Annotated in this window: 21 protein-coding genes and 1 pseudogene; 11 read left to right on the forward strand and 11 right to left on the reverse strand. The window is 61.5% G+C overall.

Annotation, left to right across the window (positions count from 1 at the left end):
* Window positions 1–223 precede the first annotated feature (223 nt).
* Window positions 224–1543, reverse strand: coding sequence for a tRNA 5-hydroxyuridine modification protein YegQ (gene yegQ / locus M2400_RS22335; protein ID WP_259198894.1), 1320 nt, complete (start codon window positions 1541–1543; stop codon window positions 224–226).
* 149 nt (window positions 1544–1692) lie between these two features.
* On the opposite strand from yegQ, the gene M2400_RS22340 reads away from it, so the two are divergent.
* Window positions 1693–2754 (forward strand): AI-2E family transporter, encoded by a 1062-nt coding sequence (locus tag M2400_RS22340; protein ID WP_259198895.1) that lies wholly within the window; start codon window positions 1693–1695, stop codon window positions 2752–2754.
* Here M2400_RS22340 and M2400_RS22345 read toward each other — a convergent pair.
* The 3 genes from M2400_RS22345 to M2400_RS22355 form a co-directional block, all read right to left on the reverse strand.
* Entirely contained in the window at window positions 2751–2930 is a 180-nt protein-coding gene (locus M2400_RS22345) for a hypothetical protein (protein WP_134868689.1), read from the reverse strand. The genes M2400_RS22340 and M2400_RS22345 overlap by 4 nt on opposite strands.
* A 100-nt stretch (window positions 2931–3030) precedes the next feature.
* Entirely contained in the window at window positions 3031–3225 is a 195-nt protein-coding gene (locus M2400_RS22350) for a hypothetical protein (protein ID WP_003211226.1), read from the reverse strand.
* A 232-nt stretch (window positions 3226–3457) separates the two neighbouring features.
* Entirely contained in the window at window positions 3458–3811 is a 354-nt protein-coding gene (locus tag M2400_RS22355; RefSeq protein ID WP_010172321.1) for a hypothetical protein, read from the reverse strand.
* Window positions 3812–4052: 241 nt separating this feature from the next.
* Here M2400_RS22355 and M2400_RS22360 point away from each other — a divergent pair, with 241 nt between their 5' ends.
* Complete coding sequence (locus M2400_RS22360) at window positions 4053–4871, forward strand: shikimate 5-dehydrogenase (protein ID WP_259198896.1); 819 nt, start codon at window positions 4053–4055, stop codon at window positions 4869–4871.
* A 222-nt stretch (window positions 4872–5093) separates the two neighbouring features.
* Here the strand turns inward: M2400_RS22360 and M2400_RS22365 are convergent, their stop codons facing one another.
* On the reverse strand, window positions 5094–5741 hold the full coding sequence (locus M2400_RS22365) for a YceH family protein (RefSeq protein WP_259198897.1): 648 nt from the start codon (window positions 5739–5741) through the stop codon (window positions 5094–5096).
* Window positions 5742–5867: 126 nt separating this feature from the next.
* On the opposite strand from M2400_RS22365, the gene M2400_RS22370 reads away from it, so the two are divergent.
* Window positions 5868–6377, forward strand: a complete 510-nt coding sequence (locus M2400_RS22370; RefSeq protein WP_088423220.1) for a DUF1993 family protein — start codon at window positions 5868–5870, stop codon at window positions 6375–6377.
* Window positions 6378–6449: 72 nt separating this feature from the next.
* On the opposite strand, the gene sstT is transcribed toward M2400_RS22370, so the two are convergent.
* The gene (gene sstT / locus M2400_RS22375) at window positions 6450–7670 is read right to left on the reverse strand and encodes a serine/threonine transporter SstT (RefSeq protein WP_259198898.1); all 1221 of its coding nucleotides are present in this window, start codon (window positions 7668–7670) and stop codon (window positions 6450–6452) included.
* 217 nt (window positions 7671–7887) lie between these two features.
* On the opposite strand from sstT, the gene M2400_RS22380 reads away from it, so the two are divergent.
* Window positions 7888–9042 (forward strand): MFS transporter, encoded by a 1155-nt coding sequence (locus M2400_RS22380; protein WP_259198899.1) that lies wholly within the window; start codon window positions 7888–7890, stop codon window positions 9040–9042.
* A gap of 4 nt (window positions 9043–9046) precedes the next feature.
* On the opposite strand, the gene nhaR is transcribed toward M2400_RS22380, so the two are convergent.
* Entirely contained in the window at window positions 9047–9949 is a 903-nt protein-coding gene (nhaR, locus tag M2400_RS22385) for a transcriptional activator NhaR (RefSeq protein ID WP_177042563.1), read from the reverse strand.
* A 134-nt stretch (window positions 9950–10083) separates the two neighbouring features.
* Here nhaR and M2400_RS22390 point away from each other — a divergent pair, with 134 nt between their 5' ends.
* From M2400_RS22390 to mnmH, 4 genes are all read left to right on the forward strand, one after another.
* Window positions 10084–10347 carry a hypothetical protein gene (locus tag M2400_RS22390; RefSeq protein ID WP_259198900.1) on the forward strand — a complete coding sequence of 88 codons (264 nt, stop codon included), beginning with the start codon at window positions 10084–10086 and terminating at the stop codon, window positions 10345–10347.
* A 28-nt stretch (window positions 10348–10375) separates the two neighbouring features.
* On the forward strand, window positions 10376–11122 hold the full coding sequence (locus M2400_RS22395; RefSeq protein WP_010172304.1) for a TerC family protein: 747 nt from the start codon (window positions 10376–10378) through the stop codon (window positions 11120–11122).
* An 84-nt stretch (window positions 11123–11206) separates the two neighbouring features.
* Window positions 11207–12241 (forward strand): selenide, water dikinase SelD, encoded by a 1035-nt coding sequence (gene selD / locus M2400_RS22400; RefSeq protein ID WP_177076891.1) that lies wholly within the window; start codon window positions 11207–11209, stop codon window positions 12239–12241.
* Entirely contained in the window at window positions 12241–13344 is a 1104-nt protein-coding gene (gene mnmH / locus M2400_RS22405) for a tRNA 2-selenouridine(34) synthase MnmH (RefSeq protein WP_259198901.1), read from the forward strand. The genes selD and mnmH overlap by 1 nt, the downstream gene beginning before the upstream one ends.
* A gap of 120 nt (window positions 13345–13464) precedes the next feature.
* On the opposite strand, the gene M2400_RS22410 is transcribed toward mnmH, so the two are convergent.
* Both M2400_RS22410 and M2400_RS22415 read right to left on the reverse strand, forming a co-directional pair.
* The gene (locus M2400_RS22410; protein WP_177042559.1) at window positions 13465–14520 is read right to left on the reverse strand and encodes a permease; all 1056 of its coding nucleotides are present in this window, start codon (window positions 14518–14520) and stop codon (window positions 13465–13467) included.
* Window positions 14521–14570: 50 nt separating this feature from the next.
* Entirely contained in the window at window positions 14571–15272 is a 702-nt protein-coding gene (locus tag M2400_RS22415) for a histidine phosphatase family protein (RefSeq protein ID WP_177120198.1), read from the reverse strand.
* 228 nt (window positions 15273–15500) lie between these two features.
* Here M2400_RS22415 and M2400_RS22420 point away from each other — a divergent pair, with 228 nt between their 5' ends.
* Together M2400_RS22420 and M2400_RS22425 are read left to right on the forward strand one after the other, a co-directional pair.
* Window positions 15501–16199, forward strand: a complete 699-nt coding sequence (locus M2400_RS22420) for a glutathione S-transferase N-terminal domain-containing protein (protein ID WP_010172284.1) — start codon at window positions 15501–15503, stop codon at window positions 16197–16199.
* An 8-nt stretch (window positions 16200–16207) separates the two neighbouring features.
* Window positions 16208–17050, forward strand: a complete 843-nt coding sequence (locus tag M2400_RS22425; protein WP_177076897.1) for a PhzF family phenazine biosynthesis protein — start codon at window positions 16208–16210, stop codon at window positions 17048–17050.
* Here the strand turns inward: M2400_RS22425 and M2400_RS22430 are convergent.
* On the reverse strand, window positions 17047–17667 hold the full coding sequence (locus M2400_RS22430) for a LysE family translocator (protein ID WP_177076899.1): 621 nt from the start codon (window positions 17665–17667) through the stop codon (window positions 17047–17049). The genes M2400_RS22425 and M2400_RS22430 overlap by 4 nt on opposite strands.
* A gap of 163 nt (window positions 17668–17830) precedes the next feature.
* Here M2400_RS22430 and hemB point away from each other — a divergent pair, with 163 nt between their 5' ends.
* A complete protein-coding gene (hemB, locus tag M2400_RS22435) occupies window positions 17831–18805 on the forward strand; it encodes a porphobilinogen synthase (RefSeq protein WP_177042555.1) in 975 nt (324 codons plus the stop codon).
* Between the two features lie 128 nt (window positions 18806–18933).
* Here hemB and M2400_RS22440 read toward each other — a convergent pair.
* A pseudogene (locus tag M2400_RS22440) lies at window positions 18934–19410 on the reverse strand (LysE family translocator); the annotation flags it as partial.
* Window positions 19411–19487: the final 77 nt, after the last annotated feature.

Here is a 19487-nt window from a genome sequence, read left to right on the forward strand (position 1 = left end):
CTGTGGTAGGGAGCTTGCTGTGGCGAGGGAGCTTGCTCCCGCTGGGGCGCGAAGCGGCCCTGATCCGGCTGATGCGGTTTTCCAGGAAGAAGCGCATTTGCCTGTTTTGGGGCCGCTTCGCAGCCCAGCGGGAGCAAGCTCCCTCGCCACAGCAAGCTCCTCGCCACAGCAAACTTCCTCTCCACAGCAAGCTGTCTCAACCTCATTAAGGTGTTTGGCGAAATTAAACGTCGCGCATTAGAAGGCCAAAGCGCAGGTCCATTTCCGCCGGGATCGGCAGATACACCGTATGCCCGTCGCCCGGCGCCACCTCGATCGCCTCGCCCTTGGCGTTGTGCAGCGTGGCCAGGTCAAAGTGGAAATTCCCCGCCGGGGTCATGAGTTCCAGGTGATTGCCCACGGCAAACCGGTTCTTTACCTTGACCTCGGCCAACTCGCCGCGCCGCTCACCGGTCAGCTCGCCGACGAACTGCTGGCGTTCGGAAATCGAGCTGCCGTTCTGGTAGTTCTGGTATTCATCGTGCACGTGCCGGCGCAGGAAACCTTCGGTGTAGCCGCGCTGGGCCAGGGATTCGAGGTTGGTCATCAGGCCGCGGTCGAAGTCACGCCCGGCCACAGCATCGTCGATGGCCTGCCGGTACACCTGGGTGGTGCGGGCGCAATAGAAGTGGGATTTGGTGCGGCCTTCGATCTTCAGCGAATGCACGCCCATGCGCGTCAGCCGCTCGACGTGCTGCACCGCCCGCAGGTCCTTGGCGTTCATGATGTAGGTGCCGTGCTCGTCTTCGAAGGCGGGCATCTGTTCATCAGGGCGGTTGGCCTCCTGCAACAGGAACACCTGGTCGGTGGGGGCGCCGAGGCCCAGGGTCGGTTCGGGCGCGTACTGCTGCACGATGTCGCCCGTGGCATTTTCCACGGCGGGAGTGGCCTGGTATTTCCAGCGGCAGGCGTTGGTGCAGGTGCCCTGGTTGGCATCGCGCTTGTTCATGTAGCCCGACAGCAGGCAGCGCCCGGAATAGGCCATGCACAGCGCGCCGTGCACAAACACTTCCAGCTCCATGGCGGGGACGTGCTGGCGAATTTCCTCGATCTCTTCCAGCGACAGCTCCCGCGACAGGATGATCCGGCAAATGCCCTGGGCCTGCCAGAACTCGACGCTGGCCCAGTTCACGGTATTGGCCTGCACCGACAGGTGGATCGGCATGTGCGGGAAGTGCCGGCGCACCAGCATGATCAGGCCCGGGTCGGACATGATCAGCGCGTCCGGGCCCATGGCGATCACCGGGGCGAGGTCCTTGAGGAAGGTTTTCAGCTTGGCGTTGTGCGGCGCGATATTCACCACCACGTAGAAACGCTTGCCCTGGGCCTGGGCTTCCTGGATGCCGAGGGCGAGGTTGGCGTGGTCGAACTCGTTATTGCGTACCCGCAGGCTGTAGCGCGGTTGCCCGGCGTAGACGGCATCGGCGCCGTAGGCAAAGGCATACCGCATGTTTTTCAGGGTGCCGGCGGGGGCGAGCAGTTCGGGGGCGATAACGGGGGGCATGGGTTCGGGTCGCAAAAGGGCGGCAGGGTAGCCGGGCCTGCAGCACGGTTTATTGATCCAGGTCTAATAAATAGGGCACTCGCAGGATTTGTGGCGGACTAAGCATCAAGGTGCACATGAGTGTCCTGTGTTTTTGAGATGGATCGGCCATGAATCAAACCAACCTGCAATTCAAAACCCTGTTGTTGCTGCTCGCTCTGGTGACCATCGCGTTTATCTGGATTCTGCTGCCGTTCTACGGCGCGGTGTTCTGGGCGGTAATCCTGGGGATCATCTTTGCGCCGATGCAACGGCGCTTCCAGCAACGTTTTGGCTGGAACCGCAACTTCACCTCGCTGGCGACCCTGACGGTGTGCCTGGTGATCGCGATTTTGCCGGTGATCATCACCAGCGCTTTGCTGGTGCAGGAGGGCGCCACGCTGTACAAGAACGTCGAGAGCGGCAAGCTCGACGTCGCCGGGTATATCGAACAGTTCAAGAATTTCCTGCCGCCGTACTTCCAGCACCTGCTGGACCGCTTTGGCATGGGCAACCTGGAAGGCCTGCGGGAGAAGATCGTCAAGAGCGCGATGCAGGGCAGCCAGTTTTTCGCGACCCAGGCCTTCAGCTTCGGCCAGGGCACGTTTGATTTTCTGGTGAGCTTTTTCATCATGCTGTACTTGCTGTTCTTCCTGCTGCGGGACGGTCCGGAGCTGGTGCGCAAGGTACGTACCGCGGTGCCGCTGGCCGAACCGCAAAAACGTCGCCTGCAACTGAAATTCAACCGGGTGGTGCGGGCCACGGTGAAGGGCAACGTGCTGGTAGCGGTCACGCAAGGCGCGTTGGGTGGTTTGATTTTCTGGTTCCTGGACATTCCCAGTGCCCTGCTCTGGGCGGTGTTGATGGCGTTTCTGTCGCTGCTGCCGGCGGTGGGCGCGGGGATTGTGTGGGCCCCGGTGGCGGCGTATTTCCTGCTCAGCGGGTCGATCTGGCAAGGCGTGGTGCTGGGGCTGTTCGGGGTGTTTGTGATCGGGCTGGTGGACAACGTGTTGCGGCCGATCCTGGTGGGCAAGGACACCCGGATGCCGGATTACCTGATCCTGATCTCAACCCTGGGCGGGTTGTCGATCTTTGGCCTGAACGGTTTTGTCATCGGGCCGCTGATCGCTGCCTTGTTCATGTCCAGTTGGGCGCTGTTTGTCGAAACCAAACCGCGGGTGCAACTGCCTTAGGCATGAAAGCAATCAGCCATCTTGACCGACAGGGCCTGGGCGGCCGGTAACGAGGTGAGCGGGCCACTGATGGCTTCGCCATCGCGTACCAGGTACCAGCAGGCGAGCAAACCCAACTCCCGGAGTGGGGCGGGAACGGCACTGCCGATAACGGACATGATTTGGATAGTGGGCATGACGACCTCCGATAAGCTATGGAGGTGACATTACGGTGCGCGGGCCTTAAGGGAAAATTAACCTGCTCGATAGTCGACATCACTGTTATCGAGCGATCGGTCAGTCGACAACCTGGTCGAGCATGTGCACCACTTCCTGCTCACTGAGCAGGCCCTTGCGCACCAGGTTTTCCGTCAGCAAGGACAGGAACTTGGCGTTGCGATGGCCTTCCAGGGCCTTGAGCTCGGTCAGCACGCTATAGACCTTGCTCGACGTGCAGAGGCCAGCGGTGCGATGGGGGTTTTGCGTGGGCATGGTCGGTCGTCCTTGTTGTTATTGACTGGACAATGGTGATAGTGGAAGCCGTTCAAGACACAAACATGACAGCGCGAGCCCTGTTCGGGCAAGTGCCTATTGAGATCAATGATGTGGGATTTGGCCACAGCCATTGTCCTTATAACGACCTTGGCGAGATTTATTCAGACTAACAGGCCAAAAAAAGGCCCCGCTTTTAGGGCGGAGCCTGTTCAGGTGTGTCAGTTCATGCTTACCAGCCGCGGCCGTAGTAACCGTGTGGAGGGCCGTAGTAGCCGCGCGGTGGGCCGTAGTAGACCGGCGCCGGGCGGTAATAAACCTGTTGTTGCACATACACAGGCGGTGGCGGCGCGTAGTAGACCGGCGGCGGAGCGGCATACACCGGCTGCGGCTGGACATACACCGGCTGTTGCACGTAGACCGGCTGCTGCTGGCTGGCAACGATCGAGCCGCCTACCACTGCACCGACAACGGCACCCAGTGCAAGTGGAGCACCCCAACCACCACCGTGGGCGGAGGCTTGTCCTGCTATAGCGAGTGCGCCGATAAGCAAGGCGATCTTGGGGATTTTACGAATCATGGTCATTCCTCGGTTAGCCCCTGCGCTTGTGGTCTGCAATCAATAGACTCAAGGATTGTCGCGGGGATACTTTTAAGACAGCGTATTTCTGAAAAACAGCACAGCCGATAGGTAAAGGTTGTGTAAGGTCTGTATCGGCGCGCTTACACAAGCGGCCGGGCACAATGCGTATGATCCATGGCAACCCGCCGGCGCGGGTAATCCGTCTATCCGAAACCGCCTCTGGAAGGGCTTCAAGGAGTTACCGATGCAGATGAACCCCAACAAGGACACCCAACTGTGCATGTCACTGTCGGCGCGCCCCGGGAATTTTGGCCTGCGTTTTCATAACCACCTGTACGAACAGCTGGGGCTGAATTTCTACTACAAGGCCTTCAGCAGCCAGGACTTGCCGGGCGCCGTCGGTGGCATTCGTGCCTTGGGTATTCGTGGGTGTGGCGTGTCGATGCCGTTCAAGGAGGCCTGCATTGCCCTGGTGGATGAGCTGGACGATTCGGCGCGGGCCATTGCGTCGATCAATACCATCGTCAACACCAACGGGCATTTGAAGGCCTACAACACTGACTACATCGCCATCGAGCAACTGCTGAAGAAGCATGAAGTGCCCAAGGATTCGACCTTCGCCCTGCGCGGCAGCGGCGGCATGGCCAAGGCCGTGGCCAGCGCCTTGCGTGATGGTGGCTACGCCAATGGCGTGATCGTGGCGCGCAATGAAGCGGCGGGCCGGGCACTGGCCCAGAGCCTGGGGTATGAGTGGCAGGCGGAGCTGGGGGCTTTGCGCCCGCAGATGCTGGTCAACGTGACGCCGATTGGCATGACTGGAGGGGCGGAAGCGGATCAGTTGGCGTTTGATGCTGACGCCATTGATACGGCCGAGACGGTATTTGACGTGGTGGCGATTCCCTCGGAAACCCCACTGATTTTGCGTGGTCGCGCCCAGGGCAAGCGGGTGATTACCGGTCTGGAAGTGATCGCCATCCAGGCGCTGGAGCAGTTTGTGCTGTACACCGGCGTGCGGCCGACGGATGCGCAGTTTCAGGCTGCGGTAGCGTTTGCCCGAAGCTGAGCCTCACCGCTGATTTAGTGGCGAGGGAGCTTGCTGTGGCAGGGAGCTTGCTGTGGTGAGGGGGGCTTGCTGTGGCGAGGGAGCTTGCTGTGGTGAGGGAGCTTGCTCCCGCTGGAGTGCGTAGCGCTCCCAGTTTTTTGGGGCTGCTTCGCAACCCAGCGGGAGCAAGCTCCCTCGCCACAGCAAGCTCCCCCTCCACAGCAAGCTCCCCCACCACAATGGTTATTCCAACCTGGAAAGGCGCTCTTCCAGCGCCGCAATCCGCGCTTCCAGTTCTTCAATACGCTCCAGCGAAACGCCACTTCCCACACCACGCTCCACCGGATTCCCACGCGCCGCCAGGATCGCCTCGATATCCGCCGGGTCCCCAAGGGCATGCACGTACCGATCCTCCCGCTGCCCCGACTGACGCGGCACCAGCAGCGCCAGCCCACGGGCAATCAGGCGTTCCAGTTGATGCACCACCTGCTCGGCGTCTTCAAAGTCATGCATGCGCCCGCTGCGGGTCAGCAGTTCGTTGACCGTCTGCGGCCCCCGCAGGAACAGCAAGCCACTGAGGATCACCTGGGCCGGCACCAACTCCAGCGCCTTGTCCACCCGATGCTCCCAGCGATCGGCGCGGCTGCCCATCACCAGCCGGGTAAAACCGCGACCTTCCAAGGCCCGCAGGCTCTGGCCCACCTGGCCCTGGCTCAGGTTCATCACCGGCTCGCGGCTGGTTTTCTGGTTGCAGGCGATCACCAGCGCGTTGAGGGTCAACGGGTAGGTTTCGGGGCTGGTGGCCTGTTTTTCGATCAGGCAGCCCAGGATGCGGATTTCCGTGCTGTTCAGGCGCGGTTCTTCAGAAGTCGTGTCGTGCTCGGTGGTCATCGCGCTTTCCCTAATGCAGTGAGCCCACTAGCCTAATCCTGAAAAAATAAAAGACAAGCGGCGCCGGCTGCCGGCATGTCTATAATCGCCGCTGTTTCAAACCCTGCCACAACTGTCGAGACTGTCATGACTATTTCCCTGTACGCCGCTTCCCTCCCGGTCTTCAAGCAAATGCTCAACGCCCTGAGCGATGTGCTGAACAAGGCCGAAGCCCACGCCACCGCCAAGAACATCGACCCGAACGCTTTCCTGCAAGCACGCCTGTACCCGGATATGTTCCCGCTGGTGCGCCAGGTGCAGATCGCCGTCGACTTCGCCAAAGGCGTTTCTGCCCGCCTGGCTGAAATCGAAGTCCCGAAATACGACGACACAGAAGTCACCTTCGCCGACCTGCAAGCGCTGATCGCCAAGGTCCTGGCGTTTATCGACACCATCACCCCGGCCCAGGTCGACGGTAAAGAAGGCATCGAAATCGTCACCCGCCCTGGCACCCCGAAAGAGAAGCGCTTCAGTGGCCAGTCGTACCTGCTGAGCTACGGCCTGCCGCAGTTCTTCTTCCACGTCACCACTGCTTACGCCTTGCTGCGTCACAACGGTGTGGAAGTGGGCAAGCGCGACTACATGGGCGCGTTCTAAGCCTTAAGGCGTAAAAAAAGCCCGGGGCGGTTCATTCACGAACCGCCCCGGGCTTTTTTGTGCGCGTAAGGTTTACGCGGCTTGCTCTTCCTTGCCCAGGCACGCGGCAGCGGTGAACAACACGTCGGTGGACGAATTCAGCGCGGTTTCCGCCGAGTCCTGCAACACCCCGATGATGAAGCCCACGGCCACCACCTGCATGGCGATTTCACTGGGAATGCCGAACAGGCTGCACGCCAGCGGAATCAACAGCAGCGAACCACCGGCCACACCCGACGCGCCACAGGCACACACCGCCGCGACCACGCTGAGCAGTACGGCGGTGGGGATGTCCACGGCGATGCCCAGGGTGTGCACGGCGGCCAGGGTCAGCACGGTGATGGTGATGGCTGCGCCGGCCATATTGATGGTGGCGCCCAGGGGGATCGACACCGAGTAGGTGTCTTCATGCAGGCCCAGGCGCTTGCTCAATGCCAGGTTGACCGGGATGTTGGCCGCCGAACTGCGGGTGAAAAACGCGGTGATGCCGCTTTCCCGCAGGCACATCAGCACCAGCGGGTAAGGGTTGCGGCGCAGTTTCCAGTACACGATGGCCGGGTTGATCACCAGCGCCACGAACAGCATGCAGCCGATCAACACCAGCAGCAGGTGCGCGTAGCCCAGCAAGGCGCCGAAGCCGGAGGTGGCGAGGGTCGAAGCCACCAGGCCGAAGATCCCCAGGGGTGCGAAGCGGATCACCATGCGCACGATCAGCGTGACGCCGTTGGACAGGTCGCCCAGTACCGTGCGGGTGGTGTCGCTGGCATGGCGAATCGCTATGCCCATGCCGATGGCCCAGGCCAGGATGCCGATGAAATTGGCATTCATCAGCGCGCTGACCGGGTTGTCCACCACACTGAGCAACAGGCTTTGCATCACTTCACCGATGCCGCCGGGGGCGCTGACGGCCACATCGTGGGTGGCCAGCACCAGCGAGGAGGGGAACAGCGTGCTGGCGATCACTGCGACCACGGCGGCGGCAAAGGTGCCCAGCAGGTACAGGAACAGGATCGGCCGGATATGGGTTTCCTGGCCGTGCTTGTGGTTGGCAATCGAGGCCATCACCAGCACAAACACCAGGATCGGCGCGACGGCCTTGAGCGCCGAGACGAAGACCTTGCCGATAAAACCGGTGGCTTGTGCGACGTCGGGTAACAGAAGGGCCAATAGAATGCCGGCGACCAGGCCGATGACAATTTGGGTGACCAGGGTGACCGACATCAGTCGTTGAAAGAGGGAAGGGGCAGCAGTCATAAAAGGGTTGTCTCTGGTTTTTTCTAATTAGATGCAGCTAAGGCAGCGTGAATCTGGCAGGGGCGGAGTCTAGCATCTGTAGGAAATGTCTAATCCGGGTGCGGCGTTCCGTCGCCACGCTGCGACACATTCTGTTAACATTGCCCATCCTCTTATTTCTTCTTTATCAGCGGGCCTTCCGGGCTTTCGTTGATGTTGCTGTTTTCTGGAGTTTTTAATGTTGTTTCCGATCCTGCTGCTGTCAGCCGCCGGTTTTACCGTGCTGACCACAGAATTCATCATCGTCGGCCTGTTGCCTTCCATCGCCCGGGACCTCGACGTAAGCGTGTCCCAGGCCGGGTTGCTGGTGACGTTGTTCGCCTTCACGGTGGCGGCGTTCGGCCCATTCCTGACCGCGTATTTCGCGCGGTTCGAGCGCAAGCGGCTGTTCATCACGATCCTGATCATGTTCGGCCTGGCCAACACCTTGGCGGCACTGGCGCCGAACATCTGGGTCATGTCCCTGGCCCGCCTGATCCCGGCGCTGGGCTTGCCGGTGTTCTGGGCCTTGGCCAGCGAGACCGCGGTGGACATTGTCGGACCGGACTTCGCCGGCCGCGCGATTGAAAAGATCGGTTTCGGCATCGTGTGTGCCACGGTTTTCGGCATCCCGGTGGGCACGCTGATTTCCGATATGTTCGGCTGGCGCACCGCGTTTGGCATTCTCGCGGTGGTGGCGTTTGCCAAGGCCCTGCTGCTGTTTATCTACCTGCCGAAGACCCGCGCGAAGAACGACCAGGTCAGCCTGCGCTCGCAGTTCAAGATTTTGCGCAGTCCGCTGATGCAAGGGCATATCCTGCTGTCGATCTTGGTGTTCAGCGGCATGTTCACCGCCTACACCTACCTGGCCGATATCCTCGAACGCCTGGCGGGTTTTGACGGGACGGTGGTGGGCTGGTGCCTGATGGGCTTTGGCGCCGTGGGCCTGATCGGCAATTCATTGGGCGGGCGCATGGTCGACCGTCATCCGCTGATCGCCTCGATGCTGTTCTGCGGGTTCATGATCGCCGGCATGGTGGCGCTGGTCCCGGCCATTCACTCCACCGTCGGGCTGGCGGCGGCAATGGCCGTTTGGGGCGTGACCCAGGCGGCGCTGTTCCTGGTCAGCCATGTGCGGCTGATGAAAGCTGCGCCCCATGCGCCTGCGTTTGCCGCCTCGCTGAACATCGCCGGGGCCAACCTGGGGATTGGCCTGGGGGCGCTGGTGGGTGGGCATGTGATCGACACTCTGGGCCTGGGCAGCCTCGGGTTTGCCGCCGCCGGTTTTATCCTGCTGTCGATCCTGCTGGCGCTGTGGCTGATGACTGCCAAGACCCGCGCCGTCTGCGCCTGAGTTATCAGGGCAGGGAAGTGAACAGCTCCCGTCTTGCACCTTCGGTAATCGCCACGATGCCGGGGTGCTTGACCTTGCGCTCCACCGAAATCGCATAAAACGACTCGGTCACCGCGTCCGTCTGGCCGATCAGTGCCACGCCATACTGGCGTTCCACCTCGTCGGCAATCACGCTGGGCGCGATAAAAATCCCGCTGCCGGATTGGCCGAAGGCCTGCATCAAGGCGCTGTCGTCAAACTCGCCGACAATCCGTGGCTGGATCTGCTGCTCGGCAAACCAGCGCAGCAAACGGCTGCGCACCACTGTCTCTGCCCCGGGAATCAACAGCGGCGCGCCCTGCAAACACTGTGGGAAATCGCCGCGATGCTGGTCCGCCAATGCCTGGGTCGCGAAAAAACTGATCCCGCATTCCCCCAGCTTCTGGCTGTAGCCCTTGATGTCCAGGTGTGTGGGCATCGGGCTGTCGGAGATCACCAGGTCGAGGCGCTGGATCGCCAGGTCTGCCAGCAAACGCTCGAGTTTGTCTTCACGGCAGGTGATGCGGATCGGCTCGCTCAATTCCATGGTCGGCGCAATCAGCCGGTAGACGATGGACTTGGGCACCACGTCCGCCACGCCGACCCGGAACAGGATCTGCTGCTCGTTGGGTTGGGTGCGCAACATGGCTTCAAGCTCATTGCCCAGCTGGAACATTTGCTCGGCATAGGGCAGCGCCTGGCGCCCGGCTTCGGTCAACTCCAACTGGCGGCCGACCTTTTGAAACAACGCCACGCCGAAGGTTTGCTCCAGCAGGCTGATCTGCCCGCTGATGGTCTGCGGCGTGAGGTTCAACTGCTCGCAGGCGCGCACGATGCTGCCGGTCTTGGCGACGACCCAGAAGTAGTGCAGTTGTCGATAATTGAGCATGGCGGCCAACACTTCGTGAAAACCGAAGTATAAACGAAAAAAATACGAATTTTCCTGAAGTGTTCACCTGCATAGAATGCGTCGCTATCGAGGGGCCACTACTTGGACCCGAAGGTTCTAACGAGGAACGCATCATGAAACTCAATTCCCTGGGCGCAACCGCGTTGCTTGCGCTTTCATTAGTCATGCTCGGTGGTTGTGACCAAGCCGAGAAAAGTGCACAACAACTGCTGGGTAAAGCCACCGAATCGGCCAAGCAAGTGATCGACGACACCCACCAGGCTGCGGAGCAGGCATTGAGCGATGCGACAAAGGGCTTGATCGCACCCCCGCAAGGCAAGCAGGACAAGGAGGACCAGGAAGACAGGAAGCCTGAGTCCACTTCCCAAGAAACCTAATACCCGCACCTCACACCAGGACTGACCTATGGATTACCTTTTACAACTGGCCGCCAGCCCAACGGCGTGGATCGCACTGGCCACCCTGATCGTCATGGAGATCGTGCTGGGGATCGACAATCTGATCTTTATCTCGATTCTCACCAACAAGTTGCCGCTGAAGCACCGGGCCAAGGCCCGTCGCATTGGTATCAGCATGGCATTGATCCTGCGTCTGGGCCTGTTGAGCACCATCGCCTTCATCGTGCAGTTGACCGAGCCGGTCATCGACATCCTGGGGCAGTCGTTCTCCTGGAAGGACATGATCCTGATCGCCGGTGGCCTGTTCCTGGTGTGGAAGGCAACCACTGAAATCCATCACAGCATGGACCCTGAAAAGGAGCATGTGGACACCGGTGCGCCGAGCGTGACCCTGGGCTTCGCTTCGGCGATTGGCCAGATCCTGCTGCTGGACATGGTGTTTTCCATCGACAGCATCATCACCGCCGTGGGCATGACCGAGCACTTGCCGATCATGATCATTGCCGTGGTGGTCTCGGTGATCGTGATGCTGGTGGCGGCCGAGCCGTTGGCCAAGTTCATCAACGACAACCCGACGATTGTGATGTTGGCCCTGGGCTTCCTCATCATGATCGGTATGACGCTGATCGCCGAAGGTTTCGGCGCCCATGTGCCAAAAGGCTATGTGTATGCGGCCATGGCGTTCTCGGCGGCCATCGAGTGCCTGAACATGATGCGACGCAACCGGCATAAACGGCTTGCTGCCAAACACTAAGGGCTGAACATAAAGGCCGACTGCATGCAGTCGGCCTTTTGCTGTCTGTTAGAATCCGGCCACTTGACGCCTTGAGGGATACCCATGAACGAGCCGATTCGCCTGACCCAGTACAGCCACGGTGCTGGTTGCGGTTGCAAGATCTCACCTCAGGTACTGGAAGTGATACTCGCCGGCAGCGGCGCACAGAACCTCGACCCCAAGCTGTGGGTAGGCAACGCTTCGCGCGACGACGCGGCGGTGTATGCCATCGACGAGGAGCGCGGCGTGGTCTCCACCACCGACTTTTTCATGCCGATTGTCGATGACCCCTTCGACTTCGGCCGCATTGCTGCCACCAACGCCATCAGCGATATCTACGCCATGGGCGGCGATCCGTTGATGGCCATCGCGATTCTCGGCTGGCCGGTCAACGTGCTGGCCCCGGAGATTGCCCGGGAAGTGATTCGCGGCGGTCGCTCGGTGTGTGACGCGGCCGGGATTCCCCTGGCCGGCGGCCACTCCATCGACGCCCCCGAGCCGATCTTCGGCCTGGCCGTTACCGGGCTGGTAGAAAAACGCCACATGAAGCGCAACGACACCGCCACCGCCGGGTGCCAGCTGTACCTGACCAAACCCCTGGGCATCGGCATCCTCACCACTGCCGAAAAGAAGGGCAAGCTGCGGGAGGCGGATGTGGGCCTGGCCCGTGACTGGATGTGCACCCTCAACAAACCCGGCAGCCGTTTTGGCAAGCTGGCCGGTGTCACGGCCATGACCGATGTCACTGGTTTCGGTCTGTTGGGTCACCTGGTGGAAATGGCCGACGGCAGCAACCTGACGGCCCGCATCGAATACGAAAAAGTCCCACGCCTGCCCGGGGTCGAGTACTACCTGGACCAAGGCTGCGTGCCCGGCGGTACCTTGCGCAATTTCGACAGCTACGCCAGCAAACTGGGGCGCCTGAACGAACTGCACAAGCGCGTGCTGTGCGACCCGCAAACCAGCGGCGGCCTGCTGGTGGCGGTCACCCCCGAAGGCAATGCCGAATTCCTCGCCGTGGCGGCGGAACTGGGCCTGAACCTTGAGCCGATCGGCGAACTGGTTGAGCGACAGACCAACGCGGTAGAGGTGTTCTGATGCCCATCGACATCACCGATTACCGCGACATCTTTCTCAACGACCGGCCGATGATGGATACCCGTGCGCCGATCGAGTTCATCAAGGGCGCGTTTCCCGGGGTGATCAACCTGCCGTTGATGACCGACGACGAGCGCCAACGGGTGGGCACCTGTTACAAGCAGCAGGGCCAGCAGGCGGCCATCGTCCTTGGCCACGAGTTGGTGTCCGGGGCGATCAAGGCCGAACGTATCGAGCACTGGGCACGTTTTGCCCAGGCCAATCCTGATGGCGTGCTGTACTGCTTTCGCGGCGGCCTGCGTTCGCAGATCGTGCAGCAATGGCTGAAAACCGAGGCGGGTATCGACTACCCACGGGTCGGCGGCGGCTACAAGGCCATGCGAACCTTCCTGCTGGACACGGTGGAACAGGCCACGGCGCAATGCGATTTCGTGTTGCTGGGCGGCATGACCGGCACCGGCAAGACCGAAGTGCTCGCCCAATTAAGCAACGCCCTGGACCTGGAAGGCCACGCCAACCATCGCGGCTCCAGCTTCGGCAAGCGCGCGACCGCGCAACCCTCCAACATCGACTTCGAAAACCGCCTGGCGGTGGACCTGCTGAAGAAGCGTACCGCCGGTATCGAGCAGTTCGTGGTCGAGGATGAGAGCCGCATGATCGGCAGTTGTGCGTTGCCGTTGCCCTTGCACAAGGGCATGCAGGGCTTCCCGATGGTCTGGCTGGAAGACAGTGTTGAAGGCCGGGTGGAGCGCATCCTGAAGGATTACGTGGTCGACCTCTGCGCCGAGTTTGTCGCCGTGTTTGGCGACACCGGGCAAGCCCTGTTTGCCGAGCGCCTGACCCAGAGCCTGGGCAACATCCACAAGCGCCTGGGCGGCGAGCGGTTTGCGCGGCTCCACGCCATCATGCAGGACGCCTTGGCTGAGCAGGCCCGCAACGGCGCGGTGGACTTGCACCGGGGCTGGATTGAAGGGTTGTTGCGGGAGTATTACGACCCGATGTACGCGTTCCAGCGCGAAAGCAAAGGCGCACGTATCGAGTTTTCTGGAGAACAAAGAGCGGTGGTGGAGTATTTGCGGGAGAGGGCTGTTCGGCGGGAATAATGGGTTGAACCCATCGCGGGCAAGCCCGCTCCCACATTTTGAGCGCGGTCCCGCACAATAAACGCGGTCACCTGTGGGAGCGGGCTTGCCCGCGATGGGGCCCTCAAATTCACCCAACAACTAAAGGATAAACGCCCCGATCAACCCGCACACCACGCCCATCAGCATGGTCAGCCCGGCCACGGTCACCAGCACCCGCGCATCGAAATCCTTGCGCAGCATCAGCAGCGACGGCAGGCTCACGCTCGGCAGGGTCATCAGCAAGGCCACGGCCGGGCCTGTGCCCATGCCGAGGGTCATCATGGTCTGCACGATGGGGATTTCGGCGGCGGTCGGAATCACGAACAACGTACCGACAATCGCCAGCGGCACCAGCCACACCAGGCTGTTGGCCATGGCGCCGTCCACGTGGGGAAACAGCCAGACCCGCGCCGCGCCGAGGATCAGCACCGCCAGGATGTACACCGGGATGGTGCTCCAGAACAGCTGCCACAAGGTGCGCAGCCAGCGGGCAAGGAACGGTTCGGTCTCGGTAAGGCTGGCCTGGGCCACGGCGTCCAGCGCGGCTTCGGGCACCTGTTCCGGGCGTGCGATGCGCTGCGCCACCAGTGACACGCCCACCACCAGCACGATCCCGGCCACCAGCCGCAACGCGGTAAAGCCCCAGCCGAGCACAAAGCCCATGAACACCAGCGTCGCCGGGTTCAGCACCGGGTTGGCGATCCAGAACGCCAGCGCCGCGCCTACCGACACCTTTTGCCGACGCATGCCGGCGGCTACTGGCGCCGCGCAGCAACTGCACATCATCCCCGGCAAGGCGAACAAGCCACCACGCAGGGTAGAACCCAGCCCGGCGCGGCCGAACAGGCGCAACAGCCAGTCCCGCGGAATCAGTACTTGCAGCAATGAACCGAGAATGACCGCCAACACCGCAGCCTTCCAGATCGCCAGGAAATACACCTGGGCATAGGCCAGTGCGGCGGCCAGTGGTGAGCTTTGCTGGTCGTTGAGAATCGAGGCGCCGATGCTGTGGTTGTCCGCTGCGATAAACGCCTTGGCGTAGTACGGCGACCATTTCACGTAGTAGAGGCCGATGCAGGCCACCAGCAGGAACAGCGCTGGTTTCCACCAGAAGGACCAGCCCCGGGCGGGCTGGGTGGAGGAGAGGTTGGACATGTAGGTGATCCGCAGGTGAGTCAATAGCACAGCATCATACGCTGTGGAACTCAGATCTCCGCACTCACCTGTGTTGCAGCAGGGCAGGTCTGCTCGCCATTATCCAGCCCTTGCTTGTAATTGCGGCTGAGCAGGCTGGCCTTGCCGTTGTGCCAGGTCAGGGTCAGCACATACAAGGTATCGAAATCGCTGCCGGACCAATCGTCGGTAATCACGTGTTTTTCACCCACGGCTTCACTCGCCACCTTGTTGATCAGGTCCGGCAGGTAGCCGTGGGACCAGGCGGTGTAGATCACGGCATTGTGGTACTTGTCTTCCACCAGTTCGTCCGCGAGGGCGCTGGTGTCATTGGCCGAGAACTTGATGTTCACCGGCAACCCGAGCTTGATGGCACTGGGGCTGATGGTCATCAAGGGGCGGATGTAGCTGTAGGAGTTGTCTTTCTCGCCTTCCTCGACATTGCGGGTCGGGTTGGGCGCGAATACGAAGTTGGCCTTGCCGAATTTTTCCGGCAGGACGGTGGCCAGGTTCATGGCGCGGTTCAGGCCCTGGCAGTTGAGCTGGCCGAGGCCTCCGGCGGGTTTCTCACCGTGGCGCAGGAAGACCAGCGTCTGTACGCCGTCTACCGGCTGGGCACGGCTGATTCTGGACTCGAGGGTAAGGTCGATTGCGGTGCCTGCCAGTAATACGGGCAGCAGGATGTAGGAATAGCGTTTAAGGCGTTTCGCAAGGCACAGAGGCTTGATGGTCATGATGGTTCTAAGTCTCGGTGCAAGGAATCAGGGCGAACGGGCCCAGCCATCGGGCGCTCTTTGAGAGTGCGCCCAGGCAGTTTGGTTCGTTTCGCGGGGGAAATGGGGCGGCATCCTTGCCGTTTGCAGGAGGTTAACTCGCCGATGTTGCTGAATTAAGACGGGTGCGCGATGGGCTCCGAACCACTACTCTCCTACTTTTTCAGGGCCTTTATCAGGAGTCGCACGATGAACTCACTTTCAGACTTCCCCATCACCGCCAAATGGCCGGCCCGGCATCCCGAGCGCCTGCAGCTCTACTCGTTGCCAACGCCCAACGGGGTCAAGGTGTCGATCATGCTGGAGGAACTGGGGCTGCCTTACGAGGCGCACAAGGTCAGCTTCGAGACCCAGGACCAGCTCAGCGCCGAATTCCTTTCGCTGAACCCCAACAACAAGATCCCGGCGATCATCGACCCAAATGGGCCGGGCGGCCAGGCGCTGGGCTTGTTCGAGTCGGGCGCGATCCTGATCTACCTTGCCGAGAAGAGTGGCGAATTGCTGCCCGAAGACCCGGCGATGCGCTACGAGACGATCCAGTGGCTGATGTTCCAGATGGCCGGTATCGGGCCGATGTTCGGCCAGGTGGGGTTCTTCAACAAATTTGCCGGCGCCGCCTACGAGGATAAACGCCCCCGTGACCGCTACGTCGCCGAATCCCGTCGCCTGCTGGAGGTGCTGGAAAAACGCCTGCTGGGCCGCACCTGGATCATGGGTGACGAGTACAGCATCGCCGACATCGCCACCTTCCCATGGGTGCGCAACCTGATTGGCTTCTATGAGTCCGGCGACCTGGTGGGCATTACCGATTTCCCGAACGTACTGCGGGCGCTGGACGGGTTCGTCGCCCGGCCGGCAGTGATCCGTGGCTTGAACATCCCGGCATAAGGACCAACATGCCTTCTTTCGACTTCAAACAACTGGACGTTTTCAGCAGCGTGGCCCTCAAGGGCAATCCGCTGGCCGTGGTGCTGGGCGCCGATAGCCTGAGCGACCAGCAAATGGCGGATTTCGCCAACTGGACCAACCTCAGTGAAACCACGTTTCTGCTCAAGCCTCGTGATCCACGGGCCGACTACCGCGTAAGAATCTTCACCACCCTGCAGGAATTGCCGTTTGCCGGCCATCCGACCCTGGGCAGTTGCCATGCCTGGCTGCAGGCCGGTGGCCAACCGGCTGGCGAGGAGATTATCCAGGAATGTGAAATCGGCCTGGTGCGCATCCGTCGCCAAGGCCATGCGCTGGCATTTATTGCGCCACCGCTGTTGCGCTCCGGCCCGCTGGAGGCCGAGTTGCTGGAGCGTGTACGGCGTGGATTGGGCCTTGAGCCTGGGGCAATCTTGCGCAGCCAGTGGGTGGACAACGGTGCGGGCTGGCTGGCAGTGATGCTGGCGGATCGTGAGCAGGTACTGGCGCTGCGTCCGGACTATTCGCAGTTGCAGGGGTTGGCCGTGGGCGTGATCGCCCCCTGGAGCCCTGGGCGGGATGGAGACGAGGCGCAATTTGAAGTGCGTGCCTTTATCGCAGGCGACGGCGCTCCGGAAGACCCGGCCACCGGCAGCCTGAACGCTGGGGTCGCCCAGTGGTTGCTGGGCGAAGGCCTGGCGCCGAGCCGCTATGTAGTCAGCCAGGGCACCGCCATCGGCCGCGCCGGGCGAATCCACGTCGAGCACAGCGGCGAGGAAATCTGGATCGGCGGCGCGGTGGCGCTGTGCATCGAAGGGCGGCTGAGCCTTTAACGATTGTTGGCGGCCAGCTTGATCCCGAAACCGATCAATGCCAGGCCCGCCACGCGGGTCGCGATTTTACGGGCCAGCGCAAAGGTACGCAGGCGAATCACCAGCGCGTTGCCCACCAGCACCAGCAACGCCTGGTACAAAAAGCCGATCAGCGTCACATGCACCATCATTGCCACCAGGGTACTGCCGGGCGAATCGGGGCGAATGAACAGCGGGAAAAACGCCACGAAAAACAGGATCACCTTGGGATTGGTCAGGCTGACGGCCACGGCTTTGCGAAAGTAGATCCAGCCGGAGCGTTTCGGCTCCTGCCCGGCCGCATCACGGTTGACCGGGGTGAGCAGCAGTTGCAGGCCCATCCAGCACAGGTACGCAGCACCCACCCATTGCAGGGCCATGAACAGCATCGGGTTGGCCTTCATCAGCGCGGCGAGGCCCGCGGAGGCGGCCAGCATGAAGATCATATCGCCCAGTACGGTGCCGAACACCGCCCCAAATCCGGCGCGGATGCCATTGCGGGCGGTGGCGTGCAGGATGGCAAACGTGCCCGGCCCAGGGATCAACTGGAAGATCAGGATGGCGGCGATAAAGCTGCCGTAGTTCTGGATATCAAACATGCCAAGCGCTCCTTTGCTGTTTTGCCGAGAATAGCGGCAAACATCATTGTTACGGAATACGAAAAGCACTGTTATGCAACCGATGTTTGTGCTCCCGGTCAATCCGGGCATAAGCTTTCGCCCTTAAGCTATGTGCCTCGGCCCGTTTTTTTCAGGAGCATCAATGTCCAGCCAGTTCCCCGAAGCCCGTCCACGCCGCCTGCGCCGCTCCCCGGAGTTGCGTGGCCTGTTCCAGGAAACCGAATTCACCCTCAATGACCTGGTGCTGCCGATCTTCGTTGAGGAAGAAATCGACGACTTCGTGCCGATCACCAGCATGCCCGGGGTGCAGCGCATTCCCGAGTCGAAATTGGCCGGCGAGATCGAGCGCTATGCCCGCGCCGGGATCAAGTCGGTGATGACCTTCGGCGTGTCCCATCACCTGGATGCATCGGGCAGCGACACCTGGCAGGAGCGTGGCCTGGTTTCGCGCATGTCCTCGATCATCAAGGACGCGGTGCCGGAAATGATCGTGATGTCCGACACCTGCTTCTGCGAATACACCGACCACGGTCATTGCGGCGTGATGCACGGCGCCGAGGTCGACAACGACCGCACCCTGGTCAACCTCGGCAAGCAAGCCGTGGCCGCCGCCCGCGCCGGTGCCGATGTGATTGCGCCGTCCGCTGCGATGGACGGGCAAGTCCAGGCCATCCGCCGGGCCCTGGATGAAGCGGGCTTCAGCCATATCCCGATCATGGCCTATTCCACCAAGTTCGCCTCGGCCCTTTACGGCCCGTTCCGCGAAGCCGGCGGCAGCGCGCTCAAGGGCGACCGCAAGAGCTACCAGATGAACCCGATGAACCGCCGCGAAGCCGTGCGTGAATCGTTGCTGGATGAGCAGGAAGGCGCGGACGCGCTGATGGTCAAGCCGGCTGGCGCGTACCTGGACATCATCCGCGACATCCGCGAAGCCTCGCGCTTGCCGGTGGCGGCGTACCAGGTCAGCGGCGAGTACGCGATGATCAAGTTCGGGGCCCAGGCGGGCGCCATCGATGAGGCCCGCGTGGTGCGGGAAACCCTGGGTTCGATCAAGCGCGCCGGCGCGGACTTGATCTTCACTTACTTCGCGATGGACCTGGCGCTGGCCGGGATCTAAGTGACCTGTGGCGAGGGAGCTTGCTCCCGCTGGACTGCGCAGCAGACCCCTTTTTCAGGGCCGCTGCGCGCCCCAGCGGGAGCAAGCTCCCTCGCCACAAAAAAAGCCGATATCTGCTGCCCGGTGACTTAGCGCTGGGCAAACGCCAGGTTCAGCCCCAGCCCCGCAAAGGTTGCCGCAAAACCGCGGCGCAGCCAGTTCTGTACGCGAGGCGATTCGATCACCGCGCGGCGGAACACGTTGGCCAGCAGGCCATAAATCACAAACATCCCGAACGTCATCGCCATGAACACACTGCTCAGCAACAGCATTTGCAGGGCCGGTGCGCTTGCGCCCGGGGTGACGAACTGCGGCAGGAACGCGAGGAAGAAGATCGTCAGCTTGGGGTTCAGGATATTCAGCAACAGGCCCCGTACCATCAGGCTGCGGGCGCTGGAAATTGTCGGTGTGTCGTTCATGGCAAAGGCCGAGCGGTCCCGCCAGGTGGCGTAGGCGAGGTACAGCAAATAGGCGGCGCCGGCATACTTCAGGGCTTCGAATGCCAAGGCGCTGGTGTGCAGCAGGGCCGACAGGCCAAGTACCGAGGCCAGCAAGTGCGGGACAATCTCCTTGTAGGAACGACGGGTGCCTGATCCTTTCATGTTCTGCATTTATTGGCGAGTGCAGCAGGTCGGCGAACCCC

Source organism: Pseudomonas sp. BIGb0558, assembly GCF_024807515.1.
GTDB lineage: Bacteria > Pseudomonadota > Gammaproteobacteria > Pseudomonadales > Pseudomonadaceae > Aquipseudomonas > Aquipseudomonas yamanorum_A.

Excerpts from the sequence above, each read along its gene's own strand:
- M2400_RS22425 (WP_177076897.1), top strand. The coding sequence starts at position 16,208 with ATGCCTTCTTTCGACTTCAAACAACTGGACGTTTTCAGCAGCGTGGCC.
- M2400_RS22430 (WP_177076899.1), bottom strand. The coding sequence starts at position 17,667 with ATGTTTGATATCCAGAACTACGGCAGCTTTATCGCCGCCATCCTGATC.
- M2400_RS22380 (WP_259198899.1), top strand. The coding sequence starts at position 7,888 with ATGTTGTTTCCGATCCTGCTGCTGTCAGCCGCCGGTTTTACCGTGCTG.
- nhaR (WP_177042563.1), bottom strand. The coding sequence starts at position 9,949 with ATGCTCAATTATCGACAACTGCACTACTTCTGGGTCGTCGCCAAGACC.
- M2400_RS22350 (WP_003211226.1), bottom strand. The coding sequence starts at position 3,225 with ATGCCCACGCAAAACCCCCATCGCACCGCTGGCCTCTGCACGTCGAGC.
- selD (WP_177076891.1), top strand. The coding sequence starts at position 11,207 with ATGAACGAGCCGATTCGCCTGACCCAGTACAGCCACGGTGCTGGTTGC.
- M2400_RS22415 (WP_177120198.1), bottom strand. The coding sequence starts at position 15,272 with ATGACCATCAAGCCTCTGTGCCTTGCGAAACGCCTTAAACGCTATTCC.
- M2400_RS22355 (WP_010172321.1), bottom strand. The coding sequence starts at position 3,811 with ATGACCATGATTCGTAAAATCCCCAAGATCGCCTTGCTTATCGGCGCA.
- sstT (WP_259198898.1), bottom strand. The coding sequence starts at position 7,670 with ATGACTGCTGCCCCTTCCCTCTTTCAACGACTGATGTCGGTCACCCTG.
- M2400_RS22365 (WP_259198897.1), bottom strand. The coding sequence starts at position 5,741 with ATGACCACCGAGCACGACACGACTTCTGAAGAACCGCGCCTGAACAGC.
- hemB (WP_177042555.1), top strand. The coding sequence starts at position 17,831 with ATGTCCAGCCAGTTCCCCGAAGCCCGTCCACGCCGCCTGCGCCGCTCC.
- M2400_RS22340 (WP_259198895.1), top strand. The coding sequence starts at position 1,693 with ATGAATCAAACCAACCTGCAATTCAAAACCCTGTTGTTGCTGCTCGCT.
- M2400_RS22370 (WP_088423220.1), top strand. The coding sequence starts at position 5,868 with ATGACTATTTCCCTGTACGCCGCTTCCCTCCCGGTCTTCAAGCAAATG.
- M2400_RS22360 (WP_259198896.1), top strand. The coding sequence starts at position 4,053 with ATGCAGATGAACCCCAACAAGGACACCCAACTGTGCATGTCACTGTCG.
- M2400_RS22420 (WP_010172284.1), top strand. The coding sequence starts at position 15,501 with ATGAACTCACTTTCAGACTTCCCCATCACCGCCAAATGGCCGGCCCGG.
- M2400_RS22410 (WP_177042559.1), bottom strand. The coding sequence starts at position 14,520 with ATGTCCAACCTCTCCTCCACCCAGCCCGCCCGGGGCTGGTCCTTCTGG.
- M2400_RS22395 (WP_010172304.1), top strand. The coding sequence starts at position 10,376 with ATGGATTACCTTTTACAACTGGCCGCCAGCCCAACGGCGTGGATCGCA.
- M2400_RS22345 (WP_134868689.1), bottom strand. The coding sequence starts at position 2,930 with ATGCCCACTATCCAAATCATGTCCGTTATCGGCAGTGCCGTTCCCGCC.
- yegQ (WP_259198894.1), bottom strand. The coding sequence starts at position 1,543 with ATGCCCCCCGTTATCGCCCCCGAACTGCTCGCCCCCGCCGGCACCCTG.
- mnmH (WP_259198901.1), top strand. The coding sequence starts at position 12,241 with ATGCCCATCGACATCACCGATTACCGCGACATCTTTCTCAACGACCGG.
- M2400_RS22390 (WP_259198900.1), top strand. The coding sequence starts at position 10,084 with ATGAAACTCAATTCCCTGGGCGCAACCGCGTTGCTTGCGCTTTCATTA.